The sequence below is a fragment of the Rhodoferax sp. AJA081-3 genome (assembly GCF_017798165.1).
Lineage (GTDB): Bacteria > Pseudomonadota > Gammaproteobacteria > Burkholderiales > Burkholderiaceae_C > Allorhodoferax.
Window position 1 is genome coordinate 57,437 of record NZ_CP059068.1, and the last position, 19,311, is coordinate 76,747.

A 19,311-nucleotide genomic window follows, 5' to 3' on the forward strand; every position below is an offset into this window, starting at 1 on the left:
CCCGGGTCAGGATGCGGTGGATGCTTTTGCCGCGCGCAGCTCATTCGCCGACAGCACGGTGGGTACTGCCACCGCAACACCGGTGTCTTGTTGAAAGAAGGGATTGCGCCGGTAGGCGCCGTTCAGGCGTGCCTTCAGGATCATGGCCATGGTTTTGGCGATGCCACTGAACAGCCCCTTCTGCACGGGCTTGTCTGCACCGATTGCGGTCTTGACGCCCACCACCATGGTCACCGGGCCGAACGCGGCTTCTCGGCCTGCAGCGTCACCTAGGCAGGTGTGGATCAGGCCTACAAAGGACATACCCTGTTTGGCGGGTGTGTTGCCAATGGGGGTGTTGCAGCAGGCTGCGTACCAGCGCAGCATACCGGTGTCGGTCAGGCGCAGGCAGGCCAGCTTGTCGGCGCCCTGGGTGAACTGCAGGTTGGAGGGCGGTACCTGGATGATCTCAGTGCCGCCCTGCGTGTCCAGTGTGCGGTGGGCTTGCAAGTGCCGTGCAAAAGCCTGGCAATCGTCGCAGTAACAAACGCAGCGGTTGGAGGGTATGGTGGAAGAGAGCAGGCCCCGGATCTGGCCGCATTGGCATTGAATGGTGTGAATATTTGGCACGTGTCACCCTCGGAGTGCGATTTCAATGGCGGCTATGTCAATCTTGGTCATCTCCATCATGGCCTGGAATGCGCGTTTGGCGGCCACGGGGTCGGGGTTGCTGATAGCGGCCATCAGCATACGCGGGGTGATCTGCCAGGAGAGTCCCCATTTGTCTTTGCACCAACCGCAGGCGCTGGCCTGGCCGCCGTTGTCGATGATGGCGTTCCACAGGCGGTCGGTCTCTTCCTGTGAGTCGGTAGCCACCTGGAACGAGAACGCCTCGGTGTGTTTGAAGGTTGGCCCACCGTTCAAGCCCAGGCAGGGAACGCCCATCACTGTGAACTCAACCGTCAGTACATCGCCCTGTTTGCCCGACGGGTAGTCACCCGGTGCGTGGTGCACGGCGTTTACGGTGCTGTCCGGGAACGTCTTGGCGTAGAACGTGGCGGCATCGAGCGCGGTGCCGTCGTACCAAATGCAGACCGTGTTTTTGCTGGCCATGGTGGTTCTCCTGAATTGAGAGATGAGCCATTCTCGCAAATTGAGCGACGTTAGAGTGCAGGCACTCAGAAGCATCGTCCATCGTCACTTGCAGGGGCAACTGTTTGCCCTTGCGCCATAGGCGGACGGGTTGGCGGCGATGCGGGTCATACCGGGTAGCGGCAAGCCCATGGTGGCCAGTGCCCAGTCCACGGTGAAAACCTGGAGGGGCAGGGGGCGGCACTGGGGCTTGGGGTGATGGGGCTTTTGCATGCCCGTAAACTGAAGCTGAAGCTGAAGTGCAGGTAAAGGCAGTGCCTTGCGGGTGGCTAGGGGTGTCACCGGATGCGGCGTGCTGCAACTTGGCGCAAAATCCTAAGTTTTCCTCACAAGGGTTTGCTCTCCATGACACGTTTAGCATTGCTTGCCACCATCCCCGCTGTATTGCTGGCTTGCTCCAAGGCGCCAGAAGTCGCCGTAGTACCCCCCGCCAAACCGGCCGCCGCTGTGGCGCCTGCCACCATAGGCTGGGTCAAGCCCGAGGGCGCAAGCTTGGATGCGGTCTTTACCAAGGCCAAGGCAGAAAACAAGCCAGTGTTTTTATATTGGGGCGCCGTGTGGTGCCCTCCGTGCAACCAGATAAAGGCGACGGTGTTCAACCGGCCAGACTTTGTGGAGCGCAGCAAAGGCTTCATTCCCGTCTATCTGGATGGCGACACGCCCGGTGCGCAAAAACTGGGCACGCAGTTCAAGGTGCGTGGTTACCCCACCACCATTTTGTTCAAACCCGACGGCACGGAGCTGACACGCCTGCCCGGGGAGGTGGACGCAGCGCAGTACATGCAGATCCTGAAGATGGGCATGAGCGCGACACAACCGATCAAGGAAACACTGACCGCCGCCATGGCCGCGCCCGGTGCAACACCTGCACTGAGTGCCGATGATTGGCGCATGCTGGCTTATTACGCATGGGACATTGACGAGGCGCAGTTGCTACCCAAGAAAGACCTGGCGTCCACCGTTCATCAGCTGGCGCAGAAATGCCCGCCCGAGCAGCAAGAGGCCTCCGCGCGGCTGACGCTGCGGTCCGTGGCCATGGCCGCCCAGGATAAGACGACCGGTCTGGACAAAGCGCAGGCCTTGGCCCAAGTGCACAAGATTCTGGGTGACGCACCGCGTGCGCGGGAAAACGGCGATATTTTTGTCAACTACTCCAACGACATCGCGACCGTGCTGACCACGGCTGGCACGGCGGAGCGCACCACGCTGTTGGCCGCCCTGAACGCTGCTTTGGATAAATTGTCAGTCGATGCCGGTTTGTCCAAGGCCGACCAACTGGGCGCTGTGCAGGCCAAGGTGGCACTGGCGTTGATGGACCAACCCAAGGGCGCCAAACCCGAGCTCGCACCCGAACTGGTGGCACAAGCCCAGGCGGCAGCCACCAAGGCCGACACCAGCAGCACGGACAAATACGAACGCCAGGCGGTCATCCCATCGGCCGCGCACCTGCTGAGCCAGGTGGGCCTGATCGACGCATCGGACGCCATGCTGAAGACCGAGCTGCCCAAGGCCGTGTCCAGCTACTACCACATGCTGGTGCTGTCATCCAACGCCAAGCTGCGCGATGACAAGGTCTCTGCGCTGGACTGGGCCGAGAAGGCCTACGCTGGCTCCCAGGGCCCGGCCACCCGCCTGCAGTGGGGCAGTGGTTACGTGCAGAAGCTGATCACCATGGCGCCACAGGACAGCGCCCGCATCGAGAAGGCTGCCGCACAGGTGATTGGGGAGTTGGACGCTGCGCCTGAGACTTTTTATGAGCGCAACCGCCGCAGCCTGGAGAAGATGGGTGCACAACTCAACACCTGGAATGCCGGTGGCAAACACACACCGGTGGTGCAAAAACTTACGGCTCAGCTGAATGCGGTGTGCGCCAAACTGCCCGAGAAGGACAGCGCGCGTGACGCCTGTACCGGCGTGTTTGCCAAGGCAGGTAAAAAGGCTTGAGTTGTTGAGAAAGGCCCCGCAGAACGCAAAGCGGGGCCGTAAAGCAGGGCGTTAAGGAACGCTGGGAGCGGGGGCGTCCTCTACCGCAACGCGTCGGGCGCCATCAAACCGGCGTGCCCAATAGGCAACAGACAAGCTTTCGACCCGAACTTCAGCGCCCGGTTTGGGGGCGTGGATGAATTTGCCTTCGCCAACATAAATGCCCACATGGCTGAAAGCGCGGCGCATGGTGTTGAAGAACACCAAGTCTCCGGGTTGCAGATCTGCGCGTTCGATTTTTTGGGATGCTGCGGCTTGTTCCACAGCCTTGCGGGGCAACACTAGCCCGGCGGTTTGCTCAAAAATCGCACGGACAAATCCGCTACAGTCAAAACCGGTGGAGGCGTCGGTACCGCCGCGTTTGTAGGGTACACCGAGGAAAGTCATCGCATTTACCACTAACTCGGATGCTTTTGCCTCCATTTTGTGGCTAACTTCGCCGATTCGTCCTAAGAGGCCTCGTTCTGCCAGGAGTGTGTTTATGTCGTCAGGTTGGGTTTGGGGCTTGGCGTATGCACTAAAGGCTAGGAAAAGGAGCGTAAGAACGAGGATAATTCGCATCGATGGAGCTTAACCCGTGGTTTTCACGGCGTCAAGCCAAGGCTAAAGAGGGTAATTACATGGCAAAAGCAGAATCAAAGACAACCGTTTTACCGGACGGACTGCGGTACAAATCCAAGGTTTCCGGCTCCCCATTCATGGCCGCTGCGTCGTTTGGTGGCGCCACCATGTCGTGTTTCCTGTGCGGTAAGCACCGGGCGCGTTCGCTGATGACAACCCGCAAGGTGCTGGGCAAATCGCAGGCCGTGTGTTCCCCGTCCTGCAAGGCGCTGGACGAGGCTACCGCCGCCGCCGCGGCCGAGCGTTCTTAAACCAATCCTGGCCACGCAGCATGCTGTTAGATATAGAAGACTCCCAGCTGGTGCTGGTGGATTACCAGGAACGCCTGATGCCCGCATTGCTGGACGGCCCCGTCGTGCTGGCCAATGCAGTGCGCCTGGCCCAATTGGCCGCGCTCTTGCGCGTGCCGACCTTTGCTACCGAACAAAATCCTTCCAAGCTAGGGGGCAGCGTGCCTGAACTGGCGGCTGCCTTGCAGCAGGCTGGTGCGCGCGTCTTGTCCAAGATGCAGTTCAGCGCGGTGGAAGAGGGCCTGGGCGAATGGTTGCGCCCTGAGCCCAAGCCGGTGCAGGGCAATGCCCGCAGCCTGCCCAAACATTTGCAAAAACCGCCCCCTGGCAGTGAGCCGCGTGGCACGATTGTGCTGGCCGGTTGTGAAGCCCATGTCTGCCTGCTGCAGACGGCGCTGGATCTGATGGAAGATGAGTTTGAGGTCTGGGTCGTCACCGACGCCTGCACTTCACGTACCGAGCGCAACCGAGATGCCGCCTTTGACCGTCTGGCTGGCGCTGGCGCGGAGCTGGTGACCACCGAAATGGTGGCCTTTGAGTGGATCCGCAGTGCCGAGCATCCAGATTTCAAGGCGATGCAGGCGCTCATCAAGTAACTCCGGGAGCATGGGCGGTAAAGCGCTCTGCTCCGTGTCCTCCGCCCGCTGCGCGGGCTCCCCGTTTACCTGCGCAGAGCGCCTTACCGCCCAAGCTCCCTAGCGGGTCGGCGGACGAGTGTGGCGCGTCAGGCGCCTGCAAGCTGCATGCTCATAATTATGAATTCAGTTTTACTGATTCTAGGGATGCACGATGACCGCCTACGCAGATTTCTACCGCCGCTCCATAAACGACCGCGACGGCTTTTGGGCCGAAGAGGCCAAACGCATTGACTGGCAGACGCCGCCCCAACAGGTTTGCGACTACAGCAACCCGCCATTCGCGCGCTGGTTTGTCGGTGGCACCACCAATCTGTGCCACAACGCGGTCGACCGCCACCTCAAAGACCGGCCCGACCAGCCCGCGCTGATTGCCGTCTCCACCGAAACCAATACCGAGCAGGTCTACACCTTCACCCAACTGCATGCCGAGGTGCAGCGCATGGCCGCCGCGCTGCTGGAGCTGGGAGTGCAAAAAGGCGACCGGGTCTTGATCTACATGCCCATGATTGCAGAGGCTGCGTTTGCGATGCTGGCCTGCGCCCGTATTGGCGCCATCCATTCCGTGGTGTTTGGTGGTTTTGCGGCCGGTTCTTTGGCCTCGCGCATTGAAGACGCCAGCCCCACGGTCATCGTCAGCGCCGATGCGGGCTCGCGGGGGGGCAAAGCCATCGCCTACAAGCCGCTGCTGGATGAAGCGATCAGCCTGTCCAGCCACAAACCCACAGCCGTGCTGCTGGCCGACAGGCAACTGGCTGCTATGGAAATGGTAGCGGGACGCGACCATTCCTGGGGGGCTCTGCGGCAAAAACATCTGAACACCGTTGTCCCCTGCGTGTGGCTGGAATCCACTCACCCCAGCTACACGCTGTACACCAGCGGCACCACCGGCAAGCCCAAAGGTGTGCAGCGCGACACCGGCGGGTACGCCGTGGCGCTGGCGGCCAGCATGGAGCACATCTTCTGCGGCAAGGCAGGCGAGACCTATTTCTCGACCAGCGACATCGGCTGGGTGGTGGGCCACAGCTACATCATCTACGGCCCGCTGATCGCCGGCATGGCCACCATCATGTATGAGGGCCTGCCCACGCGACCCGATGGCGGCATCTGGTGGAGCCTGGTCGAAAAGTACAAGGTAACGGTCATGTTCAGTGCCCCTACCGCTGTGCGGGTGCTGAAGAAACAAGATCCGGCCCTGCTCACCAAATACGATCTGTCCAGCCTGCGTGCACTGTTTCTGGCGGGTGAACCGCTGGACGAACCCACCGCACAGTGGATCAGCCAAGGGCTGGGCGGCAAACCCATCATCGATAACTACTGGCAGACCGAAACCGGCTGGCCGATTCTGAGCATTGCCAACGGTGTCGAATCCAAGCCCAGCAAATTCGGCAGCCCGGGCGTGGCCATGTACGGCTACAACGTCAAGCTGCTGGACGAGAACACGGGTGAAGAACTGATGGGTGCCGACCAGAAGGGTGTGGTCGCCATCGAAGGCCCATTGCCGCCCGGCTGTATGCAGACGGTCTGGCGTGACGATGCCCGTTTTGTCAAAACCTATTGGAGCAGCATTCCCGGCAAGCAGGTCTACAACACCTTCGACTGGGGTGTGCGCGACAAAGATGGCTACTTCTTTATCCTGGGCCGTACCGACGACGTCATCAACGTCGCCGGCCACCGCCTGGGCACACGTGAGATTGAAGAGAGCATCTCCAGCCATCCCAATATCTCCGAGGTTGCCGTGGTGGGTATTGCAGATGCGCTCAAGGGCCAGGTGGCCGTCGCCTTTGCCGTGGTCAAGGATGCCAGTGCACTGGTAGATGACGCGGCCCGCGCCAAGCTGGAGGCCGAAGTGATGAAGGTGGTGGACAACAGCATTGGCGCGGTGGGTCGCCCGGCCCGTGTGCGTTTTGTGACCGTGTTGCCCAAGACCCGCAGCGGCAAGCTGCTGCGCCGCGCCATCCAGGCCGTGTGTGAAGGGCGTGACCCGGGTGATCTGACTACGATGGAAGACCCGGCGGCTTTGCAGCAGATACGAGATTTGCTAGTGTAAGTATCGAGTCAGAGGATCCAATCCATCAATCTGGCCCGAGGGGTTGCAGATGATTTTGGCAAGGGCAAGGTCACCTTTAGATTCGATAGCCGCGGTCAGCGCTGCCACGGTCTTCGCTACTGCAGCAACCCCGGCCCCCGGTACGCGCCCAACTGGTTGTCCAACAACGCCCTCAATTTTTGAATGGTCAGGTCCGTCTTTTCGCGGAAGTCGTCTATCTCATGCGCATCGAAGCTGCTTTTGCGCGACGCCAACCCGGGCTGGCCGGTGCGCAGCACCAGGCGGGAGTGGTGGTTGTCCAGCGTTTGGCGTACGTAGTCCACCAGCTCCAGGCCGGCCAGATCACGCTCCATCACCACGTCTACCAGGGCCAGGGCGATGTCTTTGCGGTCTTCAAAAATCTGTTGGCCTTCTTTACCCGAAAAGGCGCTGATGAACTCCAGGGACCGGCCCTGGAACTCGTAGCCGCGCAGGGCCAGGCGGGTGACGGTGTGGACTTCGGCATCGTCATCCACCATCAGCACGCACCAGGTGTTCTTGGGGCGCCAGTCGGGCGCCACGGGGAGTAGGGAGTCTTCTTCGGCAAATTGCATGGTGGTCAGTGCCTCTGAGGGGAGCTAGTGGGGGGAGCGTTCTGAGACGTTTTCCGTACCAACTTGAAACCATTCTGCGGCAACTCTCTGCACAGCGGTCACTATTTCCATGCTGCGCTGCACACAACCAGCGGCCCGCCTTGCCTCAGGGGTTTAGCAGGATCGCCGCCACGGCAAAGGGCACCACCACGCCATCGGTAGTCGTCAGGTAGCCCACCTGCAGGTCCAGGCTACCGGTGGGCGCGAGGAAGTGGTAGTCGTCGATGTAACCCTCGGCCTTGTCGTCCAGCCGTGTGCCGTTGGGCCACAAGAAGGCAATATCGCGTGAGGCGGTCTGTGCCTCCCAGTCTTCAAACTCCACGGTGGCGTCCGCACCGCTGCCGCTGCCGTCGGCATACATCAGCTTCTTAGGGCCCAAAAAGGGCAGGTTGGAGCCAGTGACCTTGCCCGCGGTAATGGACGGGTCGCCGCAGTACATCTTGTAGCGCGCGCCGCCCACATGCATGGGCAGGCAGGCCTGGGCGCTGGTGAAGAGTTTGGGGCAGCCGTCGGAGCGGTATTGCACGTTCCAGCGGGTGCCGTCCCACACCGCGTAGCCGTGGTTCTGCTGCACGGTGCTGCAGCTGGCCACGCTGTCGGTGGTGAACACCATAAAGGCGCCCGGTGCGCCGTCCCAGCGCCAGTCGGTCTGGGTGGGGTGGGCGACCTTGTTCTGGCGCGCATTCTTGATGCGCAGGTTGCCGCCGGTGGCGTCACCGTCAACGCCGATGACCAGGGTGGGCGCGCAGCCGCCCGTGCTGGCGTAGTCGGCATCGGTGGAGCAGGTCAGGGCGGCACCGCTGTTGAAGTCTTGGCCCACAAAGCCGTCCTTGCTGTCCACGGAGTAGATGCGCGTCTTGCCATCGCTGCCCGCAGCTTCAAAAAACACGCGCACCTTGTTACCCAGGTTGGCGGCCAGCGGCACGCCCTGGCCGGTGGCCACGCTGGCGATGCTGCGCGCGGTGCTGGAGGTGGGCGGGTTGACCAGGCCTGAGGTGCCCGCCTTGCTGGTGAAGCTGAGGTAGCTACTGGGTGTGGCGGCATTGGCCGCCGCATTGCCCACCGCCACGGCCAGCGACGCGGTGCTGCCCTGGCTGAACATGGGGCCGTAATAAAACTGAACCCGTCCCGCATTGGCCGTGCCGGCGTCCGGGCCTATGCGTGTGGCGCTCAGGCGGGCGTTCCCGTCGGATACCACCTTGGTCAGGCCGCTGATGCTGGCACCGCTGCCTTGTAATTGCCAGTATTCGGTGGATGTGGTGGCACTCACGGGTGCTGCAGCGCCATACAAGGTGCAGGCTGCATCCTGGCAGGCCCTCACCATTACGCGGTAGGCGGTGGAGGCCTTTAGCCCGGTCAATGTCGCAGCGGTTTCACTTGCAAAGGCGCTGACGCTGGTGCGTGTGCCACCCACTGACTCTGTGCCAATGATCTCGAAGTGGTGTACGGCAAAGCTGGTAGGTGCTGTCCAGGTGGCGCTGAGTTTGCTGGACGAGCCGAAGCTGAAGCTGCCTACGATTTGGGAGTTAGGCCCGCTGACGGCGACACCCGTGGGCGGCGCCAGTGTGTTGGATGTGGCAACCACGGACACCGAGTTCGGCACCACCGTCCATTGCGACAGGTTGGTCGTGGTCAGGCTGGCGCTGTAGGCCTGGGCCAGGCCGTCCACCTCCACATACGGAAACGCCAGCACATAGGTGCCACCGGTCTGTTGCAGCGTGATGGTGTTGCTGACGCCGCTCTGTACGGCTGTGGGTGCGACCGAGCCAGTGTCGGCAGTGAAGGTGGACAAATCCCCCGTTGTGGCCTTGGCCGTGTAGGCCTGCTTGGCACCGCCGGGACTGAACTCCAGGTAGGGAATCTTCAACGTGTAGCCGGTGCTGGTCTGGACAAGCGTGGGCGTGGTTTGAGCCAGCGCCCAGCCGGTGCATGCCAGGAGTAACCCCATCCCTAACGAACGCGTGGTGCTTGGGTGCATGGTGCAGACCTCCTGGGTGTGGCGCGGCAGTGCTGCGATAATGCACCCAATGCAAACCCTGCGCAACGCCCACCTCTTAGCCCGCTTCGTGCTGGTGTGGTTTGTGGTGTCCATGGGGGTGGCGATTGCGTCACCGCTGGTGCAGCCCAAGGGCATGCAACTGGTGTGTTCGGCCGCTGGCGCCATCACGGTCCAGTTGGACCAGGGTGATGGTGGCTTGAGTGGCTCGCAGGCCAACACGCTGGATTGCCCGCTGTGCGCCGCCGCCGGCGCACCCCCGCCCCGGGTCGCCTTGCAGGTGTTGGCCCCTATGGGCTTGACCCAGGCACTGTCCATCACAACCGACCCGCAGAGTACCCGCCGCTCTGCCGCACCGTTCCCACCCCGCGGGCCGCCCGCATCCGTCTGAGTCCGTGACCGGCCCCTGTGGCGGGTTGTGGTGCATTGATTCACCGTGTTGTGGGCAGTGTGGCCGCCAAGGCTGCCCGCCACAACCTGTATTCCAGATTCAGCGGGTTCACCATGAAATACCAATTTGCTATCCATTTGGTAGCTGCATACCTAGCATCCTCGGGGGCTAGCAGCGCTTTTTCTCATATCGTTCTGCAGGATGGAGTCGCTGCGGCGGGTGCCAGCTACCGGGCTACGCTGCGTGTAGGCCATGGTTGTGATGGTGCAGCCACCACCGGCATCACCGTTACGATTCCCGCCGGCTTCAATGGCGCCCAGCCCATGCCCAAACCCGGCTGGACGGTGCGCACCGTCACCGGCAAGCTGGCCCAGCCCTACACATCCCACGGCAAGACCTTTACTGAAGGCGTGCTCGAAATCCACTGGACCGCCGGCACACCCGACAACGCACTGCCCAACGACTTCTACGACGAATTTGTACTGCGCGGCACCACACCCACCAAGCCCGGGCCGCTGTGGTTCAAGGTCGTACAGACCTGCACCAAGGGCGTCAACGCCTGGGTCGACGTGCCTGCCACCGGTACCTCTACCAAGGGCATGAAGAGCCCCGCCGCGCTGCTGGAGGTGCTGGACATCCAGGCCGCTGGTGGCCACAACCATTGAACAAGAATTGAACTCTGGAGTCACTATGACACTGAACCGTTTCACCCCTATCGCCCTGGTCCTGTCCCTTCTGTCCACCGCCGCGTGGGCCCAATCCGTAGACGTAAAGGCCGCCTGGGCCCGCGCCACCGTGCAGGGCCAGAAGGCTACCGGCGCCTTCATGACCCTGACCGCCAAAGACGCCACCAAACTGGTCGGCATCAGCTCACCCGTGGCGGGTGTGGCCGAGGTGCATGAGATGAAGATGGACGGCGACGTGATGAAGATGCGCGCGGTGGAGGGCGGCCTGGACCTGCCCGCGGGCAAGGCCGTCGAACTCAAGCCCGGCGGTTACCACGTGATGCTGATGGACCTGAAGACCCCCCTGAAAAAGGACACCACCATCCCCGTGACGCTGCTGTTCAAGGACGCCAAGGGCGTGCCCAGCAAGCTGGAGATCAAGCTGCCCGTGTCGTCAACACCGCCGGCTGGAGCTGGCGCGGGCGCCGGCGCCGGTGGCCACGCAGACCACAAACACTAAGCCCCGTCTGACCCAACACTGCATTAACACCATCCCCTGATGTCTACACACCAGATGTTGTCACAGCGACTCCGCCCCTGGGCGGTGTGGTTGGCGCTGTGTGTGGCCTTGGTGGGTGTTTTGGTGCCCACGTTTTCACACGCAGTAGCCTGGAGCCAAAACGGTGCACCGGGTTATGGCGCGATCTGCACCACGGCCCCGGACGGCGTGGTGGCTTCGGATGCCGATGGTGCCGAGCCTGGCCCCTATGGTGGGCAGGGCGGAGCGGCATCCATGGCCCACTGCCCGTTTTGCCTGCACAGCAGCGACCGCGCTGCCCCACCCCCCAGCCCATTGGTCTGCGCCGTTCCTGTGCAAGACGGCCCGCAGACACCCACGGTCTCGCACACCATCTATTACAGCGCCCCGCGCGCATTGGTACCGCCACCCCGCGGGCCACCGTTGCTCTGAACTATCAAATGTATAGCGCCTAGAGCCCATTTCACGGGGGCTAGAGGCTGGTTTCTTTATTGATACTTCGGATTTTCTTTCATGCAATTGCATCGCATCGCGCTGGCTGTCGCCGCCGCATTTCCCTTGTCTGTCCTGGCCCAAGGCATTGCCACCGAGGCCCAACTCAAAACCGTTCAAGTCGCTGGCAGCCGCGCCCCGCTGGACCCCAATTTGCCCAGCAACACCGCCAGTAAAACGGCCGAGCAGTTGCGCGAACAAAACATCTACAACCCCGAAGACATCGCCGTCAACCTGCCCAGCACCAGTGTGCGCAAACGCTACATGGGTGATCGCAATGCCAACGTAGCCGGACGCAGTTACGGCACCCTGCAACCGGGTCGTGCGCTGGTGTACCTGGACGGTTATTTGATCTCCAACTTCCTGGGGCGCTTCGACGCGCCGCGCTGGAACATGGTCAATGTGGAAGCCATAGAGCGCGTCGACGCGCTGTATGGCCCGTTCTCCGCGATCTACCCCGGCAACTCCATTGGCACCACGCTGATCGTCACCGAGCGCAAGCCCAAGGGCCTGGAGGCATCGGCCAGCATCAAGCTCAACCAGCAGGGCTTCAACGAATACGCCACCAGCGAAAACTACACCAGCAAACAGTTCTCCGGGCGCATCGCCGCGCGCACGGATTCGGGCCTGTGGTACGCGCTGAGCATGCAGCACCAAAACAGCCAAGGCCACCCCATGGGATATGCCAATGCGGTGCGCGGGTCTACCGCCGGTGCCTTTGCCACCCCCACCGTTTCTTCCACGGCGGCGGCCAAAGCGGTCACCGGCATCCTGTACGACCGCGATGCACAAAGCCGTGACCGCGCCGTGTTTGGCGCCACCGGAATAGACCACAACAAACAAGACACCGTCAACATACGTCTGGGTTACGAGATATCTGCCACCCAGGAGATAGAGGCCCGTGTGTCCTGGTGGCACGACGACAGTACCGTGCGCAACACCACCTACTTGCGTGATGCGGCGGGCAACCCCGTGTGGAGCGGTCTGGTGAAAGATGGCAGCCGCCAGTTCACCGTGGCCGCCGATGCATTTGCCCCCAGCCAGCGCGACGAAACCCACCGGCAGCTGGGCGCCACCTGGAAGACCAAAAACACCAAGGGCTGGAACGCCTCGGTGGTGGCCACCGACTACCAAATCGTCAACGACGCGGCCCGCCAGGCCACACTGGCCCAGCCGCTGGCCGACCTGGGTGGCGCCGGCACCGTGACCCGGCGCGACGGTACCGGTTGGAACACGTTTGAAGTGCAAACCACCTACACCCCAAGTGAAAGTGACTTTGGCAACGGCCGGCACGCACTGGTTTTTGGCCTGCACCGCAACCAGTACAAACTGGAAAACGTGGTCAACAACGCCACCGACTGGCGCAACAACGAGACCACGCTGAACCAGAATTACTACGGCAAGACCACCATCACCGCGCTCTACGCGCAAGATGCCTGGAAGATCAACCCCGACTGGATGCTGACCACCGGCCTGCGGTTTGAGAATTTTGAATCCGCCGACGGTTCGCAGTTTTTTGCCGGCCCACCCGTTGCCGCCAATGCCTTCCCCAGCCGCAGCATCACCGCCACCAGCCCCAAGCTGTCGCTGGCCTGGGCGGCCACGGACGACATCACCGTGAAGACCAGCCTGGGCCGCGGTGTGCGTTTCCCCAATGTGGACGAACTGTTCAACGGCACCAAGACCGGTGCCAGCATCACCACCAGCGACCCCAACCTGCGCCCCGAAGTGTCGGACTCGGTGGAGCTGTCAGCTGAGCGGGAGTGGGGCACCCACTGGATACGCGCCAGCCTGTTCCGTGATGACGTGACCGACACCATCCTGCGCCAGACGGACGCCACCGTCACCCCCACGGTGACCCGCGTCAGCAATGTGGACCGTGTGTTGACCCAGGGCCTGGAGCTGGTGTGGTCCACGCGTGATGTGGGTGTGAAAGGCTTCGACCTGGGCGGCAGCTTTACCTGGACAGATGCCGAGGTAAAAGCCAACGCCGCCAACCCGGCACAGGTGGGCAAGAAATGGCTGCGTATACCCGCGCAACGCTACACCCTGCAAGCCAGCTACCGGCCCAATGCCGCGTGGGTGCTGGGTGCGGCCTACCGCTGGGCCAGCAGCCCGTTTAACACCGAGCTGAACATCGACAACAATCCAGACACCTTTGGTGGCGTCTCCAGCGTGAGCCAGTTGGACTTGAAAGCCAGCTGGAAATTTGCCAAACATTGGGAATGGGGCGTTGGTATCAACAATGTGGCCAACCGGCCGGCTTGGCAATCGCACACCATGCCGCAGCGCAGTGTGCAGACCGAGCTGCGCTATAGCCTTCTGTAAGACTTTGGGGTAGACGATGAACAAACTTTTCTTTGGCAACGCGCTGCGCTTGTTTGCCTTGCTGTTGGTGTGGGGACTTGGCAGTGCCCATGCCCAGCCTGCGCAAGCTGGTCATGGCGGCATGTCGGCCGCCAAGTCTGAGCGCAAGCCCAAGCCGCAACTGGGCATAGGCGTCGCCTTTGCGCCGGACGGCGCCTTGTGGTGGGTGGGTTTGGATGCCAACAACCAGTTGGTGATCCAGCGCACACCTGCGGGGTCCACGAACCAGTGGAGTGTGCCCCGCGTGCTGGACACCGATGGCGACCCGATCTCGGCCGATGGTGAAAACCATCCCAAGCTGCTGTTCGGCCCCAACGCCACGGTGTTGATCGCCTACACCCGCCCGCTGCCCAAACCCAATACGGGCTGGGTGCGCATGCTGCGGTCCACGGATGGTGGCAAGACCTTCTCCAAGCCCACCACTGTGCATGCGGACCAGCAGGAAATCACCCACCGCTTCGAGTCCATCGGTTTTGACGCCAAGGGCGCGTTGCACACTGTGTGGATCGACAAGCGCGACCTGGAGGTCGCGCCCAAGCTGGGCAACAACAAGTCCAGCTACCGGGGCGCGGCCATTTACCGCAATGTGTCGCTGGATGGTGGCGCCACGTTTGGCCCTGACACCAAGGTGGCCGACCACTCCTGCGAGTGCTGCCGCATTGCGCTGGCGCAGGGCGGCGATGGGGTGTTGAACGCGATGTGGCGCCATGTGTTTGAGCCCAATGTGCGCGACCATGCGTTCACCGCATTGGCCACCGCGCCTGCACCGGGCACAACACCAGCCCCAACGGTGCGCGCCACCTTTGACGATTGGCAGGTCAACGGTTGCCCCCACCACGGCCCCGGCCTGGCTGCGGCCACTGGTGGAGGCTTTCACACGGTGTGGTTTGGCATACGCCAGCGGGGCAGCGACATGGAACCCGGCGTGCGCTACGCCCGCCTGAAGGCCGACGGCAGCCCAGACGCCACGACCGTGCGCAGGCTACCCGACGACCGTGCGGAACACGCCAGCGTCATCGCCGATAGTCAACGTGTAGCTGTGGTGTGGCGCAGCAGCGATGGCATGGTCAGCACGCTCAAGGCCTGGTTGTCGACCGACGGTGGCCAGACCTTCACCGAGCGCAAGCTGGGCCAGGTGCATGGCGAAAACGATTTTGCACGCCCCGTGCAGCACGGTGGCCGCATGGCGGTGGTGTGGCGCAACCCCAAGGAGGTACAGGTGTATGAACTCTCGTTTTGATTTATTCCGGCGTGTGCTGCTGGCCGCGGCCCTGGTTTTACCCAGTGTCTATATGCCAAATGCGGCTCTAGCCCTCGCAGAACATAAGCACAGCGCTATCACTACAGTAGCAGACTTCGATGCTTCGACCTGGACCAAGTTGTTGCGCAGCGGGCCACGGCCGGCGGCCTACGTCTTCACCAACAGCTTCTGCGCCACCTGCCCAGAAGCCTTCGACGCCCTGCACCAAAGGGTGCTGGCCTCTGGCAAACCAGTAGAGATGGCGGCGATTTTGATGGACGTGCAGGGTCAGCGGGCCTTGGCCCATGCGCACCACTATGCCGGTGTCACCAAGATTTATGCGTTTGATGGCTTCGAGCCCGCCATTCGCCAGGCGGTAGATCCCACCTGGCGCAACATTACGCCGTATTTGGTGCTGGTGGGCAAAGACGGCAAGCTGCAACGGGTGACGGGCCAGCCGGATGCCAAGCAGCTTAAGGCCTGGTTGTTGTAGGCCTCTACACCCCACCCAAGCTCCGGGGCGCCCCTCACGAGGTTAACGACGGCGCGCAACGGTTCTCGGTTCTTAGCGAGGCGGAGGAGGTGAGATTCGATCTCTAACGCAGCGCCACGGTGGCGTCCAGCTCTACCGCTGCGTTCTTGGGTAGCTGGTAGACACCCACCGAGGTGCGGGCGTGCGGGCCGCTGTCGTGGCCCAAGACGGCTGCCAGCAGGTTGGATGCGGCATCGGCCACCTCGCTCTGCTGCGTGAAGTGGGCTGCACTCTGCGTGAACACATTGAGCTTCAAGACTTTGGCAATACGCTCCAGGCCAAACTGTTGTTCCAGTATGGCCAGTACCCGCAGCGCGCACACCTCGGCAGCGGCCTGGGCCTGCTCCAGGCTGACGGCCTCGCCGACACGTCCCAAGGCGGTGACGGTAGTGCCCACGCGCGGGACCTGGCCACTGACATACACCACGCCATGGTGCTCCGTTGCGGGCACATAGTTGCCGCCAATCACCAGGGGTGCGAGCAAGTCCAGGCCGTGTTTTTCGGCGAATTGGCGGGCGATGTCCAGGCGTGAAAGTGTCATGGTGAATTACAAAAACCGCGCCGGAATGGCGCTGTAAAACGGGTACATGGGGAAGTAGGGCTTGGCCTCGGCCAGCACACGCTGGACCGACGGCCTGGCGATCAGTTTCTCAAAATAGGCGTGCAGATGCACATGGTGTTCTGGAAAGGCCTCCAGCGTGTGGGCGTAAAAGAGGGCAGGGGCGGCGGCACAGTCGGCCAGGCTGAAGTTGTGCCCCGCGGCCCAGGGCTGCGATGCCACCTGTTGGTTGATCAGTCCGTAGGCGGTCTGGATAGTGGCCCTGGCACCGGCCATGTCCCCTTGTGAGCCGTGTATGCGGTCGAGCACGATGTTTTGCATGGGCTCATGCACATGGTTATCAAGAATGCGGTCCCACAGGCGGACCTGCAAGGCGTCTTCGGCGTTGCGGGGGACCATGGGGTTTTGCTCTCCGAACCGGTCCAGGTATTCGATGATGATGGACGATTCCGGCACGCTGCGCTGGCTGGTGTGGTCTTGCAGCACGGGGAACTTGCAGAAGGGCCACAGGGCGCTCAGCGTGGCACGGTCTTGCTCTGCACCGAGATCAATCATGCGCGCTTCAAACGCAATGTTGTTCTCGTAGAGGGCGACCAGAACCTTGTGGCAGAAAGATGCCAGTGGGTGGTAATAGAGGGTGAGCGCCATGGTTGTTCAATCCTTGTGTAGCAGCGACAGTTAGTCGCTTGGCCGGTTCCGGCCTGGGTTTACAAGGCTGTGCAGTCAAGCAACTGACAAATTAAAGTACAAAAAAAGGAGCCGAAGCTCCTTTTTTTTGTTCGACAAGACCGGGGTCTTATCAGGCTTGTTTGGCCTTGCGACGGCGGGCAATTGCACCCATCAGTCCCAAACCAGCCAACATCAGGGCGTAAGACTCTGGCTCTGGTACGGCCGAGGTGAACACCACGTTGTCCACATTGTGCGTTTCAGCTCCACCACCGAAGTTGCCGCTGCGCACCGTCACCAGGTTAAAAGAAGTGGTAGACACCACGCCGAAGAAACCACCGGAGAACGTATTGGCAATCTGGGGGGTGACCAATTCGCCACCCAGGAACAGGCGCAGGCCTTGGCCTGGGCCACCGGGTGTCAGATCCCAGTTGGCGCCAAAGGCGTTGATCATGGAACCGAAGTGGTAGTTGGTGTAGGTGCTATCCAGGACCGTACGGTCATGGTACACACCGCCATTGATGCCAGAGGAGTGGCCGCTGCCCACTTCTTCGAGGCTGAAGCCGGAGAGTACGGCATCGTCAAATGCTTCTTCGGAGAAGGTACCGCCAACGGCGAGTTCCCAAGCGGCACGGTCTGTAAATGTGATGAACGATGCATGGGCGGCAGAGGACAGTACAACTGCGCTGACTGCGGCAACGACGAGCGATTTGATGTTCATGGAATGGATGTTTGGTTAATAACAGTCGGGATTTCATTGTCGGAGGAGCATTGCTGCATCGCAATAGTCCATATGGACTAATGGCTGGCCGCCAATTGCAACCGGTTGTAAGCGGCGAACAGTGGTTCAGCTTTTGAACGGCGCCATACCGTCCACTCGCAGGTGCAACACCCGATCCGCCCGGGCGGTGGCCGCCTCCGAATGGGTGACCAGCACCAGTGAAGTGCCATGCGCCCGCGTCTGTGCCACCAGGGCTTCCATGACCTTGGTGGCGGTCGTGGGGTCCAGGTTGCCGGTGGGCTCGTCGGCCAGCAGCAGGGTGGGGCGGTGCACCAGCGCGCGGGCGATGGCCACACGCTGCAACTGGCCGCCGCTGAGCTGCTGCGGCAGCCGCCCACCCATGCCCTGCAGGCCTACGGCCTCCAGCATGGCCTGCACGCGGGCATCGTCCGGCGTGCCTAACAGCAACAGCGGCAGGGCCACGTTTTGGGTTACATCCAGATGGCCCAACACGTGGAAGGCCTGGAATACAAAGCCCACCTTCTTGCGCCGCAGCAGTGCACGGGCGTCGTCGTCCAACTGGCCCAGGTCGGTGCCGTCCAGCAGTACGGTGCCGCTGTCCCAGCTGTCCAGCCCGGCCATGCAGTTGAGCAGGGTGGATTTGCCGACGCCAGATTCGCCAACGATGGCGACGAATTCGCCCGGTGCGACGTCTAAGGACACATTCGCAAAGACCGGCGTATCGCCATAGTGTTTGCTTAAGGATTGGATCTGTAGGTTCATAGAGGAATGGGCCATGATAGTGGAGGCACAATGTTGTGATGACCATGCACCGCAGAACCCTACTCACCACCGCGCTGACCTCCGCAGCGCTGCTCTCCACCTTCAGCGGCGCTTGGGCGCAGGGCCGGCAGATTCGGCTGGTCGTGCCATATGCGGCCGGTGGCCCGATTGACGTGACCGCGCGGGTGCTGGCTGAGCGTGTCAAAGACAGCCTGGGCACCGTCATCATCGACAACAAGCCGGGTGCGGGCGGCAACATCGGAGCCGACATGGTGGCCAAGAGCGCACCCGATGGCCTGACCATTGGTATTGCCGCCACGGCTACCCACGCGGTCAACCCCTGGCTGTACGCCAAGATGCCCTACAACGCCGCTACTGACTTTGCCCCCATCACCCAGATGGTGCGCGTGCCAAATGTGCTGGTGGTCAATGCCGAGACCGCCCAGCGCCTGAAGATCAACACGGTCAAAGACCTGATCGCCTACGCCAAGGCCAACCCCGCCAAGCTGAACTACGGCAGCGGCGGCAATGGCAGCGCCGGCCATCTGGCGGGCGAGATGTTCAAGGCCCAGGCCGGCATCTTTGCGCTGCACATTCCGTACAACGGCGGCAACCCGGCGCAGTTTGCACTGCAGAGTGGTCAGGTGGACTTCAATTTTGACAACCTGGCGACTGCGGCACCGGGCATCAAATCCGGCAAGCTCAAGGCTCTGGCCGTGACCACGCCCACGCGTTCGTCCGCGCTGCCTGATGTGCCACCGGTGGCCGATACCTTGAAGGGGTTTGCGATTGACACCTGGTGGGGGTTGGTGGCACCGGCTGGTACACCCAAGGAAGTGATCGCCAAGCTGAATGCAGCCTTTGTTGCCGCGCTGAATACGCCTGAAGCGCAGAGCCGTTTTGCCAGCCTGTTGGCGGAGCCGGTGCCCAGCACGCCGGAACAGTTTGGCGCTTTGATGAAGAGTGAGATGGCCAAGTACCAGGGGGTGGTCAAGGCGACGGGTGCCAAAGTAGACTGA

Annotated in this window: 22 protein-coding genes; 12 read left to right on the forward strand and 10 right to left on the reverse strand. The window is 62.0% G+C overall.

Annotation, left to right across the window (positions count from 1 at the left end):
* Window positions 1-6: 6 nt before the first annotated feature.
* The 3 genes from HZ993_RS00325 to HZ993_RS00335 all read right to left on the reverse strand — a co-directional run bounded on the left by HZ993_RS00325 (window position 7) and on the right by HZ993_RS00335 (window position 1,344).
* The gene (locus HZ993_RS00325; protein WP_209395295.1) at window positions 7-609 is read right to left on the reverse strand and encodes a DUF6151 family protein; all 603 of its coding nucleotides are present in this window, start codon (window positions 607-609) and stop codon (window positions 7-9) included.
* Between the two features lie 3 nt (window positions 610-612).
* On the reverse strand, window positions 613-1,092 hold the full coding sequence (locus HZ993_RS00330) for a VOC family protein (protein ID WP_209395296.1): 480 nt from the start codon (window positions 1,090-1,092) through the stop codon (window positions 613-615).
* 84 nt (window positions 1,093-1,176) lie between these two features.
* Window positions 1,177-1,344 carry a hypothetical protein gene (locus HZ993_RS00335; protein ID WP_209395297.1) on the reverse strand — a complete coding sequence of 56 codons (168 nt, stop codon included), beginning with the start codon at window positions 1,342-1,344 and terminating at the stop codon, window positions 1,177-1,179.
* A gap of 132 nt (window positions 1,345-1,476) precedes the next feature.
* On the opposite strand from HZ993_RS00335, the gene HZ993_RS00340 reads away from it, so the two are divergent.
* Window positions 1,477-3,075 carry a thioredoxin fold domain-containing protein gene (locus tag HZ993_RS00340; protein ID WP_209395298.1) on the forward strand — a complete coding sequence of 533 codons (1,599 nt, stop codon included), beginning with the start codon at window positions 1,477-1,479 and terminating at the stop codon, window positions 3,073-3,075.
* A 51-nt stretch (window positions 3,076-3,126) separates the two neighbouring features.
* Here the strand turns inward: HZ993_RS00340 and HZ993_RS00345 are convergent, their stop codons facing one another.
* Window positions 3,127-3,501: a C40 family peptidase gene (locus tag HZ993_RS00345; protein WP_371816954.1), complete on the reverse strand. Its 375-nt coding sequence runs from the start codon at window positions 3,499-3,501 to the stop codon at window positions 3,127-3,129.
* A 233-nt stretch (window positions 3,502-3,734) separates the two neighbouring features.
* Between HZ993_RS00345 and HZ993_RS00350 the strand changes: the two genes are divergently transcribed.
* The 3 genes from HZ993_RS00350 to HZ993_RS00360 all read left to right on the forward strand — a co-directional run bounded on the left by HZ993_RS00350 (window position 3,735) and on the right by HZ993_RS00360 (window position 6,710).
* The gene (locus HZ993_RS00350; protein WP_209395300.1) at window positions 3,735-3,986 is read left to right on the forward strand and encodes a hypothetical protein; all 252 of its coding nucleotides are present in this window, start codon (window positions 3,735-3,737) and stop codon (window positions 3,984-3,986) included.
* A 20-nt stretch (window positions 3,987-4,006) separates the two neighbouring features.
* A complete protein-coding gene (locus tag HZ993_RS00355; protein ID WP_209395301.1) occupies window positions 4,007-4,621 on the forward strand; it encodes an isochorismatase family protein in 615 nt (204 codons plus the stop codon).
* Between the two features lie 193 nt (window positions 4,622-4,814).
* The gene (locus HZ993_RS00360; protein ID WP_209395302.1) at window positions 4,815-6,710 is read left to right on the forward strand and encodes a propionate--CoA ligase; all 1,896 of its coding nucleotides are present in this window, start codon (window positions 4,815-4,817) and stop codon (window positions 6,708-6,710) included.
* A 116-nt stretch (window positions 6,711-6,826) separates the two neighbouring features.
* On the opposite strand, the gene HZ993_RS00365 is transcribed toward HZ993_RS00360, so the two are convergent.
* Together HZ993_RS00365 and HZ993_RS00370 are read right to left on the reverse strand one after the other, a co-directional pair.
* Window positions 6,827-7,303 (reverse strand): hypothetical protein, encoded by a 477-nt coding sequence (locus tag HZ993_RS00365; protein ID WP_209395303.1) that lies wholly within the window; start codon window positions 7,301-7,303, stop codon window positions 6,827-6,829.
* A gap of 145 nt (window positions 7,304-7,448) precedes the next feature.
* Window positions 7,449-9,320, reverse strand: a complete 1,872-nt coding sequence (locus tag HZ993_RS00370; protein ID WP_209395304.1) for a fibronectin type III domain-containing protein — start codon at window positions 9,318-9,320, stop codon at window positions 7,449-7,451.
* A gap of 49 nt (window positions 9,321-9,369) precedes the next feature.
* Here HZ993_RS00370 and HZ993_RS00375 point away from each other — a divergent pair, with 49 nt between their 5' ends.
* From HZ993_RS00375 to HZ993_RS00405, 7 genes are all read left to right on the forward strand, one after another.
* The gene (locus HZ993_RS00375; protein WP_245213765.1) at window positions 9,370-9,729 is read left to right on the forward strand and encodes a DUF2946 family protein; all 360 of its coding nucleotides are present in this window, start codon (window positions 9,370-9,372) and stop codon (window positions 9,727-9,729) included.
* Window positions 9,730-9,842: 113 nt separating this feature from the next.
* Window positions 9,843-10,394: a YcnI family protein gene (locus HZ993_RS00380; protein ID WP_209395306.1), complete on the forward strand. Its 552-nt coding sequence runs from the start codon at window positions 9,843-9,845 to the stop codon at window positions 10,392-10,394.
* Between the two features lie 25 nt (window positions 10,395-10,419).
* Window positions 10,420-10,914: a copper chaperone PCu(A)C gene (locus tag HZ993_RS00385; RefSeq protein WP_209395307.1), complete on the forward strand. Its 495-nt coding sequence runs from the start codon at window positions 10,420-10,422 to the stop codon at window positions 10,912-10,914.
* Between the two features lie 39 nt (window positions 10,915-10,953).
* Entirely contained in the window at window positions 10,954-11,364 is a 411-nt protein-coding gene (locus HZ993_RS00390; RefSeq protein ID WP_209395308.1) for a DUF2946 family protein, read from the forward strand.
* An 81-nt stretch (window positions 11,365-11,445) separates the two neighbouring features.
* On the forward strand, window positions 11,446-13,752 hold the full coding sequence (locus HZ993_RS00395; RefSeq protein WP_209395309.1) for a TonB-dependent receptor: 2,307 nt from the start codon (window positions 11,446-11,448) through the stop codon (window positions 13,750-13,752).
* 16 nt (window positions 13,753-13,768) lie between these two features.
* The gene (locus tag HZ993_RS00400; RefSeq protein WP_209395310.1) at window positions 13,769-15,031 is read left to right on the forward strand and encodes a sialidase family protein; all 1,263 of its coding nucleotides are present in this window, start codon (window positions 13,769-13,771) and stop codon (window positions 15,029-15,031) included.
* Complete coding sequence (locus HZ993_RS00405) at window positions 15,015-15,524, forward strand: hypothetical protein (RefSeq protein ID WP_209395311.1); 510 nt, start codon at window positions 15,015-15,017, stop codon at window positions 15,522-15,524. The genes HZ993_RS00400 and HZ993_RS00405 overlap by 17 nt, the downstream gene beginning before the upstream one ends.
* A 103-nt stretch (window positions 15,525-15,627) precedes the next feature.
* Here the strand turns inward: HZ993_RS00405 and HZ993_RS00410 are convergent, their stop codons facing one another.
* The 4 genes from HZ993_RS00410 to HZ993_RS00425 form a co-directional block, all read right to left on the reverse strand.
* Window positions 15,628-16,104 (reverse strand): RidA family protein, encoded by a 477-nt coding sequence (locus HZ993_RS00410; protein ID WP_209395312.1) that lies wholly within the window; start codon window positions 16,102-16,104, stop codon window positions 15,628-15,630.
* 6 nt (window positions 16,105-16,110) lie between these two features.
* Window positions 16,111-16,770, reverse strand: coding sequence for a glutathione S-transferase family protein (locus HZ993_RS00415; RefSeq protein WP_209395313.1), 660 nt, complete (start codon window positions 16,768-16,770; stop codon window positions 16,111-16,113).
* A 151-nt stretch (window positions 16,771-16,921) separates the two neighbouring features.
* Window positions 16,922-17,509: a PEP-CTERM sorting domain-containing protein gene (locus HZ993_RS00420; RefSeq protein ID WP_209395314.1), complete on the reverse strand. Its 588-nt coding sequence runs from the start codon at window positions 17,507-17,509 to the stop codon at window positions 16,922-16,924.
* A 126-nt stretch (window positions 17,510-17,635) separates the two neighbouring features.
* On the reverse strand, window positions 17,636-18,292 hold the full coding sequence (locus HZ993_RS00425; protein WP_209395315.1) for an ABC transporter ATP-binding protein: 657 nt from the start codon (window positions 18,290-18,292) through the stop codon (window positions 17,636-17,638).
* 44 nt (window positions 18,293-18,336) lie between these two features.
* Here HZ993_RS00425 and HZ993_RS00430 point away from each other — a divergent pair, with 44 nt between their 5' ends.
* Window positions 18,337-19,311, forward strand: coding sequence for a tripartite tricarboxylate transporter substrate binding protein (locus HZ993_RS00430; RefSeq protein WP_209395316.1), 975 nt, complete (start codon window positions 18,337-18,339; stop codon window positions 19,309-19,311).

Bases quoted from the DNA above. Each gene is read 5' to 3' on its own strand.
- HZ993_RS00385 (WP_209395307.1), top strand. From the start codon at position 10,420: ATGACACTGAACCGTTTCACCCCTATCGCCCTGGTCCTGTCCCTTCTG.
- HZ993_RS00345 (WP_371816954.1), bottom strand. From the start codon at position 3,501: ATGACTTTCCTCGGTGTACCCTACAAACGCGGCGGTACCGACGCCTCC.
- HZ993_RS00380 (WP_209395306.1), top strand. From the start codon at position 9,843: ATGAAATACCAATTTGCTATCCATTTGGTAGCTGCATACCTAGCATCC.
- HZ993_RS00355 (WP_209395301.1), top strand. From the start codon at position 4,007: ATGCTGTTAGATATAGAAGACTCCCAGCTGGTGCTGGTGGATTACCAG.
- HZ993_RS00430 (WP_209395316.1), top strand. From the start codon at position 18,337: ATGCACCGCAGAACCCTACTCACCACCGCGCTGACCTCCGCAGCGCTG.
- HZ993_RS00395 (WP_209395309.1), top strand. From the start codon at position 11,446: ATGCAATTGCATCGCATCGCGCTGGCTGTCGCCGCCGCATTTCCCTTG.
- HZ993_RS00405 (WP_209395311.1), top strand. From the start codon at position 15,015: ATGAACTCTCGTTTTGATTTATTCCGGCGTGTGCTGCTGGCCGCGGCC.
- HZ993_RS00390 (WP_209395308.1), top strand. From the start codon at position 10,954: ATGTCTACACACCAGATGTTGTCACAGCGACTCCGCCCCTGGGCGGTG.
- HZ993_RS00360 (WP_209395302.1), top strand. From the start codon at position 4,815: ATGACCGCCTACGCAGATTTCTACCGCCGCTCCATAAACGACCGCGAC.
- HZ993_RS00375 (WP_245213765.1), top strand. From the start codon at position 9,370: ATGCAAACCCTGCGCAACGCCCACCTCTTAGCCCGCTTCGTGCTGGTG.
- HZ993_RS00340 (WP_209395298.1), top strand. From the start codon at position 1,477: ATGACACGTTTAGCATTGCTTGCCACCATCCCCGCTGTATTGCTGGCT.
- HZ993_RS00410 (WP_209395312.1), bottom strand. From the start codon at position 16,104: ATGACACTTTCACGCCTGGACATCGCCCGCCAATTCGCCGAAAAACAC.
- HZ993_RS00400 (WP_209395310.1), top strand. From the start codon at position 13,769: ATGAACAAACTTTTCTTTGGCAACGCGCTGCGCTTGTTTGCCTTGCTG.
- HZ993_RS00330 (WP_209395296.1), bottom strand. From the start codon at position 1,092: ATGGCCAGCAAAAACACGGTCTGCATTTGGTACGACGGCACCGCGCTC.
- HZ993_RS00365 (WP_209395303.1), bottom strand. From the start codon at position 7,303: ATGCAATTTGCCGAAGAAGACTCCCTACTCCCCGTGGCGCCCGACTGG.
- HZ993_RS00350 (WP_209395300.1), top strand. From the start codon at position 3,735: ATGGCAAAAGCAGAATCAAAGACAACCGTTTTACCGGACGGACTGCGG.
- HZ993_RS00370 (WP_209395304.1), bottom strand. From the start codon at position 9,320: ATGCACCCAAGCACCACGCGTTCGTTAGGGATGGGGTTACTCCTGGCA.
- HZ993_RS00415 (WP_209395313.1), bottom strand. From the start codon at position 16,770: ATGGCGCTCACCCTCTATTACCACCCACTGGCATCTTTCTGCCACAAG.
- HZ993_RS00420 (WP_209395314.1), bottom strand. From the start codon at position 17,509: ATGAACATCAAATCGCTCGTCGTTGCCGCAGTCAGCGCAGTTGTACTG.
- HZ993_RS00425 (WP_209395315.1), bottom strand. From the start codon at position 18,292: ATGAACCTACAGATCCAATCCTTAAGCAAACACTATGGCGATACGCCG.
- HZ993_RS00335 (WP_209395297.1), bottom strand. From the start codon at position 1,344: ATGCAAAAGCCCCATCACCCCAAGCCCCAGTGCCGCCCCCTGCCCCTC.